Origin of the sequence: Pseudoalteromonas sp. SR45-5, assembly GCF_014163565.1 — a bacterium.
Classification (GTDB): domain Bacteria; phylum Pseudomonadota; class Gammaproteobacteria; order Enterobacterales; family Alteromonadaceae; genus Pseudoalteromonas; species Pseudoalteromonas distincta.
Genome location: NZ_JACJDN010000134.1, coordinates 1 through 7,720, shown reverse-complemented (window position 1 = coordinate 7,720; position 7,720 = coordinate 1). Strand labels below are relative to the sequence as shown.

Sequence of the window (7,720 nt, the reverse complement as noted above, 5' to 3'; positions counted from 1 at the left end):
ATGAAGGGCCCGACACACCGGTTCAGCCAACTGTATATAATGTAATAAGTGCCCTGACAGGTTTTGAAACAATTATAATTAAAACTCATGCGCCCATCACACAAGTTGAAAGTGAACTCCAAACGGCAGTAAGAGCATTAAGTGTTAACTTTAACGATTTATCACTTACCCCCCTTTCATCTTTAGTAAAAAATGAGCAAGCCCCTAGAAATGCATTACTAATAATTACCGTTGTGTGTTCCTCAATTCTTCTACTCTCTGCGTTTTTATACAACTACAGCAGTATTAAACAGCTTACTGCTAAATCATCTACAGAGCTTGCATTAAGACGTGCTATGGGCGCTCGCAGCTACCAAATATGCTATTTATTTTTAAAGCTATTTTTCACTGCATTTGTGATAACCCACATAGTTATTATTGCGCTATTTTTCACCCAACATGAAAAACTACAAACTTTTTTATTTCAACAATCCGTTTTTGACCTAAACACGATACTTACAGTGCATTTAGTCATTTTGTTAGCGGTTATATGTATTATTGCTATAGAGATTAAAAAAACACTTAACAATTCGTGGAATAACTTAACTTAAGGATAAGCATGTATAAATTACTACTAGCTACACTACTTATATATGGTGGAAATACATACGCTGAGCAGTACAGTTTCTCTCATTACCAAATGGTTAAATCGCCCATTAATAATACCGCACCGCAAATGTTTTTATTTAACAGCAAAGGCGAGTTGATGCATTACTCTGATAAATATTTACCAAATATTTTATCCATTTTTAAAAATAAACAAAGCCATCCTGATTCTGATTTAATTAAAAGTAATTTAGAGCAGCTATTAACAACATTGCCCGATTTTACCCAGCAAAAGTATACGTTGTTTTACACCTCAATAGATGAAGATGTAGGCCCTTGTCCGCCTTGTAGGCAACAAGAAAAAACCATCGACATGCTTAAAAGTAAGTTTTCAGACAAGCAGCTAAAGGTTCATTCAATTTCTATAAATGCCAGTGACAACAGTATATAAAAAAAACCCGCTAAATAACTTTAGCGGGCTTTTTGTTGCGAAGGTTAAACCTTTAAAAAGTTTACAGCGCGTTAAATACGTCGTCTGTTTTAGCTGCGCAAATAAAGTCGTTTTTGTGTAGGCCTTTAATTGAATGGCTCCACCATGTGACGGTTACTTTGCCCCACTCGGTTAGTAGACCTGGGTGATGGCCTTCGTCTTCTGCCATGTCGCCTACTTTGTTAGTAAACGCGATAGCCTGTTTGAAGTTTTTAAATTTATAAACACGCTCAAGCTGCATAATGCCGTCACGTACTTCTGGTACCCAATCTGGGATTTTAGTAATTAATTGTGCTAACTCTTCGTCAGATACTTTTGGCGCATCTACATGACAGGCTTCGCATTTTTGTGCACTTAATGAAGACATTCTAAATCCTTACTTTTAGCTTTTTTAGCATTAATGTTTAACTGGCTAATTTTTCTTTTGGTGGAAATTTTGGGTCGTGCAAACCAAGCTCTTTAGCTCGCTCAACCAAAGTCATAATATCCATTTGCGATATATCAAACAGATCATGAATCGAATTTATGGTGTAGTACTGTGGTTGCATAATATCAATACGGTACGGCGTACGCAGTACATCAAGCACGTTCATTGGGCTAATTTCTGGCGTATTTGAGTATACATACTGAGTCTCCCCTGGGCTTGATAAAATGCCGCCGCCGTAAATACGCAGGCCATCTTCGGTTTGCATTAAACCAAATTCGACTGTAAACCAGTATATACGCGCAAGGTATACACGGTCCTTTTTCTGCGCTGCGTAACCTAATTGCCCGTACTTATGCGTAAACTCGGCAAAGTCAGGATTAGTTAGCATGGCGCAATGGCCAAATATTTCATGAAAAATATCAGGCTCTTGTAGGTAGTCAAATTCTTCGCGGCTACGAATAAATGTAGCTACCGGAAACTGCTTGTTTGCCAGTAATCTAAAAAACTCATCAAAGTCGATAAGCGCAGGTACTGGTGCAACTTGCCAACCGGTAGTGGCTAGTAACACTTCGTTTAGCTCGCTTAGCTGCGGAATACGGTCGTGCGGCAGGTTAATCTTTTTTAACCCTTGCATGTACTCGTTGCAGGCTTTGCCTTCAATGCATGCAAGTTGGCGCGCTACAAGCTCAGACCAAATTTTATTTTCTTCATCACTCCAGTGTATAACACCATTTTCGTCTGGTGTTTTGGATGTGTATTTACTTGCTTTAGCCATAAGTACCTTCTTGGGTGTGAGCCCTAAATCGGTGTCAGTGTGATACTCAAACCTAATGAATATCGAATGACCCCATACTATGCAAAAGTGAAGAAAAGTTTAATAGATAGGCTAACATCAGTATTTAGCGTGATCACTTAGATCGTAAATTTAAAATTACACTCATGGCACATTAAAAATACAGGCCTTTTAATAAAGGCCTTCAGCTTATTTTAAAGTGTATACAATTAAATACACCTAACCAATTTTAGTAAAAGCTTGGTCTAAATCACTAATAATGTCGTTAACATCTTCAAGCCCAACCGAGAGTCTGATCAGCCCATCACTTATTCCAGCGGCAGCTCGCTCCTCTGGCGTATAAGGCGAGTGAGTCATAGATGCAGGATGCTGAATCAGTGTTTCTGCGTCACCGAGGCTTACTGCAAGTGTACAAAGTTTCATACTATCAATAAATTGAGCGCCATCATGTAGCGTGCCTTTTATTTCAAACGCAATAACACCACCAGCGGCTTTCATTTGATTACCAATAAACTTATAACCTGGGTGCGATTTAAGCCCCGGGTAATATACGGTGCTTACTTGTGGGTGAGCCTCTAGATATTGCGCTATTGTTTGTGCGCTTTGACAATGGCGCTCTATTCTAATAGCGAGCGTTTTTAGGCCTCGATTAATTAGCCATGCATCGTGTGGGCTTATGGTTGCACCAATATCTTTTAGTACGGTCATTTTAATGTGTGTTATGTGCTCAAACGATCCACATACAATACCGGCAACTACATCTCCGTGGCCGTTTAAGTACTTGGTCGCACTGTGCATTATAATGTCGATACCGTATTTTTTAGGCGATTGCAGTAGCGGCGTTAAAAAGGTGTTGTCGACCACACTAATTAAGTTGTGCTCTTTAGCAACTGCGCCAATAAGTGCCAAATCAATAACCGCCATAGTGGGATTAATTGGCGTTTCTACAAATATCATTTTTGAATTAGGTTTGATGGCAGCGCGTAGTTCGTCCTCGTTGGTCATATCAACAAAAGTGACTTCGATTCCCCAGCGCGGCAACATATGCGAGAAAAACGCAAAGGTACAACCATACAAAGCACTTGAGGCAACAAGGTGATCTCCTTGCGATAAAAAGCTCAGTACTGAGGCAGATACAGCCCCCATACCTGTTGCGGTTGCAGCTGCTGCTTCACAACTCTCTAGTTGAGCAACTTTTTGTTCAAGCTCTGTGGTTGTGGGGTTTCCTAAACGCGTATAAATATAGCCAGGTTCGTCGCCTGCAAAACGCGCAGCACCTTGTGCGGCATTTTCAAAATGAAAGGTCGAGGTTTGATACAAAGGAGAAGTAAGTGCGCCGTGCGGGTCGTTTGCTTTTTGTGGTCCATGAATACACTGGGTGTTTATATGATGCTTGCTCATTGTAGGCTCATTTTTTTGATTATTATGTTTTTGCGATTCAACAATCAAAACGTATGCGCTTACAAACAGCAAGCATGCCGGATGCTCAGATGGCTATTTGTGTAAAAACCGTGCAGCGCACGTTTGTACACAAATATTGCCACTACCTTTACTACGTTGGTTCCGCCTTTTTACGGCTCATAATTTTACCTGCGATGCTTTGCACAGTGCCTTTTAGTAAGCTGCGTTTGTTTTCAAGCCGTGGTAATGGGCGACTAAGCTCCATTGCTTTGTAACCAATACGCGCTGTAAAAATACCAGCACTGACCCCTTGCGCTGCCCGCCCCGAAAGCTTACCTAAAAGCTCAGCACTTAGTGCAGTTGCAGCAAGGTCAGATACAAGCTCTGCACTGCCAACAAACATTACTTGTTTTATCAACATGCGGTATAACTTTATACGGCTCGCGTAGCCAAAACCAATGCCGTAAATTTTACCAATTTGTTCTATTAACTTAGTACCGCGCCAAAGCACAGCCATCATATCCACCAGCGCAAGTGGGCTTAGGGCAACTAGCAGTGCAGATTCAGTCGCAAAACGATTTATAAGCTTTTTAGCTTTGGTGTCTTGGCTTATTAATAAACTGTTGGCGTACAGCGTCATTATTTCTTTGTCGCTGTGATGCATCGCTACTTGGTTTTTAAAGGTTTCAAAGTTATCAAGCTCTTGGTGTTTATTAAGCTTTTCGAGCCAAGGTAATGCACCGCCTACTTGCTCGCTGTTTAAAAGCCTGTCGGCTTCAACTCGGTGCAGCTGGTTACGCTTTAAACTGCGCAGCATTCGGTACTCTCGCCACAATAAGCGCCCTATTAGCAGTACGCCACTTACAACCGCGGTTAAATAAACACTGCCTAAAATAATTGACTGCTCGAAAGCAAATACTAACGAGTACGCAAACTCTAAAAGCACCAGTACTATAAAACTAATAGCAAAAACACCTTTAAGTGTTTGCCACTTTGACTTTTTATATACAGGCTCTAGATCTATTTCTGGCTCTAGTGCTTCATCTTCAAGTTCTTCGTAATCACTTTGCCCGTGCTGAATAATTTTTGCAGGTGCTAAAACGGGTTCGTTTTGCTCAATGCTTTGCGTATCTATACGACGCCCTGCTTGAAATGTTTGGTTTGACTCACTCATGTTAATTTGTCTCCTAGCAGGTACTGCATGACATGATCTAATCGAATATGTTTTAGTTGTTTATCGGGGCTCGGCATTGGAGAGAACGATAAAAACTCAAATCCCTGTGCTGGCCACTCATTTTTATTAAGCATCCGCGAGGGAGGTTGCGGCGGTAAATACGTAAGCCAATCTGGCTCGTTTAGCGGTTTACCATAAATACAGTCAAGCGTTTGGCCTTTGTCGGTAATCTGGCGCGGCTGCGTTGCTGTGATTGACGACATAGCCATGGTTTCTATTTTTACACCATCAAACTTTAAATGATTACTTTGCTCATGCACGAGCGAATCAAGTAGTAGTGCTAAATCTTTATGGTGTTTTGCACTTATGTGATCTGATTTATTAGCTGCAAATAATATTTTGTCTATGTTGGGCTTAAATAAACGTTTAAAAAAGCCCGACTCACCGTAATTAAAGTGTGCGAGTAATTGGTTTATTACACTGCTTTGCTCTTGGAGTGTTTCGTGCCCTTCGTTTAACGCACTAAGTACATCTACAAGTACGATTTGGCGATCGAAGTGCCTAAAATGCTCATTATAAAATGGTTTTACAACTTCTTTTATATAGGCGTTAAAACGCTTAATTAAATGCGCTAAATTAGAACCCGCAACGACATCGTCACTGTTTATTTCACCCGATACCGGAAAAAACAATAACAATGGCGCGCCTTGTAGGTCGCCAGGCATTAGCATGCGCCCAGGTTGTAACATGGCAAGTTTGGTGTCTTTTTTAAGCCCGACTAACATGCTTTGATAAAGCTGAGCAATATGGGCAAGTACGTTTTCATCAACGGGGGCGTTTAAGTCAAGTTGATCAACGGCTACTAAAAAGTCACTTGATGTGTTTACGCGCGAAGGCTGAGTTAATAACGGATATTGCTGCTCGCACCATTGAGAATAGCTTTGCTCAAGCATAGGTAAATCAAGGAGCCATTCACCCGGGTAGTCAATAATATCTAAATAAAGCGTTGATTGCGGCGAAAAGTGCCCACGCAGCCCTGCATTACTTTGATACTTTATTGCCAAGCGCAGCGTATTAATACGCTCGGTAGATGCAGGCCATGTAGGCATCCCATCGCTGGGTAATAAAGTATTGAGTGCTCGAGGGTAATTAAACGTAGGGACTTTTAACGCCTCTTGCGGCACAACTTTAGTGGCCACATGGCGGTGCTCGCGCATTACATCAAAAAAAGGTAAGTTTTTATCGTCCGCTTGGGTTGTTAAGTGTTTAACAAGCGCGGTAATAAAGGCTGTTTTACCACTACCACTTAGGCCAGTTACGGCAAGTTTTACGTGTTGGTCTAAACTGCGATGAAGGGCTTTTTGTGCTTTGCCTTTAATGCTTTTAAAGGTCTTTTTTGCAAATGATTGGCTCATAAAGTGTCTTGCACCTAATTTGCCGTAATTTATCACGCTGCAAATAAGGTGCTATTAAATCCTTTAAAGTTTGTTAATTTCACGGCTCACCGTAAACTCGCTTGAAGTTACATGGCGCTCCATATCTTGAAGGCGAGTATCTACACGCGTTAAACGCTCTTTTAAATCTTGCAATGCGCGGCGCGGCGGCTCGCCTTTTTGCCATACTTTAAATTTTACTTCTAGCGGATCGTCAGTTTTAGTTGAGCTTTTTGTTTGCGCTGTTGCGGGCTCTTTTTTATCTAAAATGAACCAGGCTGCAATATACGCTACCACAAATAATGGGCCACCCGTTAGCAGTACCGCACTAACAAATATAATGCGAACTAACCATAACTCCATATTAAAGTAGTCACTTAATCCCGCACACACACCGGCTATTTTACCGCGTTGTGGGTCTCTTAATAATTCGCGTTTGGCACTCATACTTTGCGTCTCCATTGTGGTGACTCTTGATCAAGCAATGCTTCAAGTGTTTCTAATCGATCAGCCATTTTTTCAGCTTTGTGTGCAAGCTCAAGTAATTGGCGATGTTCGTGCTCACTTAAACCTTGGCTTACTTGTTTCTTGCTACGGTAGTGCAAAATTAGCCACAGCGGAGCAACAAAAATCATAAACAAGATAAATGGTGCAACTAATATCTCTGGATCAAACATAATCCTCTCCTGACAATCCGTTTTGATGTTTTTAAGCTGGGGCACAAGGGCCCCATATATTTTTATATGTAATTATTTATCAGCTAACTTCTTTTTAAGTTCGGCTAGCTCATCATCTATCTTTTCATTTTTTTGTAGATTAGCAATTTCATCCGCTAACGTCTTTTTACCTAAATCGTACGACTCAATTTGAGATTCTAGTCCATCAATTTTGGTTTCGTAACGTTCAAAGCGGTTAAGTGCTTCTTCTACTTTTGAGCTATCAAGTGTCTTTTTCACTTCAAGGCGCGACTCAGCCGAACGTTGGCGAAGTATAATTGCCTTTTGACGAGATTTAGCATCTGCTAGCTTTTCTTGTAGCGTCGTTACTTCTTGCTGTAATTTCTCAATATGAGACTCTACATGTTCAAGCTCACTCGCTACTGAAGCAACTGCATCTGCCGACTTTTGCTTTTCAAGTAAGGCTGAACGCGCTAAATCGTCGCGGTCTTTACTTAAAGCCAGTTCGGCTTTATCTTGCCAATCACTTACCTGCGCTTTAAGTGTATCTAAGCGGCGTACAATTTCTTTTTTCTCAGCCAATGTTTTAGCTGATGTAGAACGTACTTCAACAAGCGTATCTTCCATTTCTTGAATAATCAGACGAACCATTTTTTCTGGGTCTTCTGCTTTATCTAAAATGGCGTTGATATTAGAATTAACAATATCTGCAAAACGTGAAAAAATTCCCATAACATTTA

General features: G+C 40.8%; 10 protein-coding genes. 2 read left to right on the top strand and 8 right to left on the bottom strand.

Annotation, left to right across the window (positions count from 1 at the left end; all coding sequences use genetic code 11):
- The coding region (locus H5072_RS07255) for a hypothetical protein (RefSeq protein WP_182693129.1) at window positions 1–590 on the top strand (590 nt) is incomplete at its 5' end.
- Between the two features lie 8 nt (window positions 591–598).
- Entirely contained in the window at window positions 599–1,036 is a 438-nt protein-coding gene (locus tag H5072_RS07250; RefSeq protein ID WP_182693128.1) for a hypothetical protein, read from the top strand.
- A gap of 61 nt (window positions 1,037–1,097) precedes the next feature.
- Here H5072_RS07250 and H5072_RS07245 read toward each other — a convergent pair whose 3' ends face one another.
- The 8 genes from H5072_RS07245 to pspA form a co-directional block, all read right to left on the bottom strand.
- A complete protein-coding gene (locus H5072_RS07245; protein ID WP_002958326.1) occupies window positions 1,098–1,442 on the bottom strand; it encodes a 4a-hydroxytetrahydrobiopterin dehydratase in 345 nt (114 codons plus the stop codon).
- A gap of 37 nt (window positions 1,443–1,479) precedes the next feature.
- A complete protein-coding gene (gene phhA, locus H5072_RS07240; RefSeq protein ID WP_002958327.1) occupies window positions 1,480–2,277 on the bottom strand; it encodes a phenylalanine 4-monooxygenase in 798 nt (265 codons plus the stop codon).
- A gap of 237 nt (window positions 2,278–2,514) precedes the next feature.
- Entirely contained in the window at window positions 2,515–3,696 is a 1,182-nt protein-coding gene (gene megL, locus H5072_RS07235; RefSeq protein ID WP_182693127.1) for a methionine gamma-lyase, read from the bottom strand.
- A gap of 151 nt (window positions 3,697–3,847) precedes the next feature.
- On the bottom strand, window positions 3,848–4,870 hold the full coding sequence (locus tag H5072_RS07230; RefSeq protein WP_182693126.1) for a TIGR01620 family protein: 1,023 nt from the start codon (window positions 4,868–4,870) through the stop codon (window positions 3,848–3,850).
- Entirely contained in the window at window positions 4,867–6,285 is a 1,419-nt protein-coding gene (locus tag H5072_RS07225; protein ID WP_182693125.1) for a YcjX family protein, read from the bottom strand. The genes H5072_RS07230 and H5072_RS07225 overlap by 4 nt, the downstream gene beginning before the upstream one ends.
- 63 nt (window positions 6,286–6,348) lie before the next feature.
- On the bottom strand, window positions 6,349–6,750 hold the full coding sequence (gene pspC, locus H5072_RS07220) for an envelope stress response membrane protein PspC (RefSeq protein ID WP_024596503.1): 402 nt from the start codon (window positions 6,748–6,750) through the stop codon (window positions 6,349–6,351).
- Complete coding sequence (gene pspB / locus H5072_RS07215) at window positions 6,747–6,980, bottom strand: envelope stress response membrane protein PspB (RefSeq protein WP_024596504.1); 234 nt, start codon at window positions 6,978–6,980, stop codon at window positions 6,747–6,749. The genes pspC and pspB overlap by 4 nt, the downstream gene beginning before the upstream one ends.
- 72 nt (window positions 6,981–7,052) lie before the next feature.
- Window positions 7,053–7,712 (bottom strand): phage shock protein PspA, encoded by a 660-nt coding sequence (pspA, locus tag H5072_RS07210; protein ID WP_007376832.1) that lies wholly within the window; start codon window positions 7,710–7,712, stop codon window positions 7,053–7,055.
- Between the last annotated feature and the right edge of the window lie 8 nt (window positions 7,713–7,720).

Excerpts from the sequence above, each read along its gene's own strand:
- H5072_RS07250 (WP_182693128.1), top strand. The coding sequence starts at position 599 with ATGTATAAATTACTACTAGCTACACTACTTATATATGGTGGAAATACA.
- H5072_RS07245 (WP_002958326.1), bottom strand. The coding sequence starts at position 1,442 with ATGTCTTCATTAAGTGCACAAAAATGCGAAGCCTGTCATGTAGATGCG.
- H5072_RS07225 (WP_182693125.1), bottom strand. The coding sequence starts at position 6,285 with ATGAGCCAATCATTTGCAAAAAAGACCTTTAAAAGCATTAAAGGCAAA.
- megL (WP_182693127.1), bottom strand. The coding sequence starts at position 3,696 with ATGAGCAAGCATCATATAAACACCCAGTGTATTCATGGACCACAAAAA.
- phhA (WP_002958327.1), bottom strand. The coding sequence starts at position 2,277 with ATGGCTAAAGCAAGTAAATACACATCCAAAACACCAGACGAAAATGGT.
- pspA (WP_007376832.1), bottom strand. The coding sequence starts at position 7,712 with ATGGGAATTTTTTCACGTTTTGCAGATATTGTTAATTCTAATATCAAC.
- pspC (WP_024596503.1), bottom strand. The coding sequence starts at position 6,750 with ATGAGTGCCAAACGCGAATTATTAAGAGACCCACAACGCGGTAAAATA.
- H5072_RS07230 (WP_182693126.1), bottom strand. The coding sequence starts at position 4,870 with ATGAGTGAGTCAAACCAAACATTTCAAGCAGGGCGTCGTATAGATACG.
- pspB (WP_024596504.1), bottom strand. The coding sequence starts at position 6,980 with ATGTTTGATCCAGAGATATTAGTTGCACCATTTATCTTGTTTATGATT.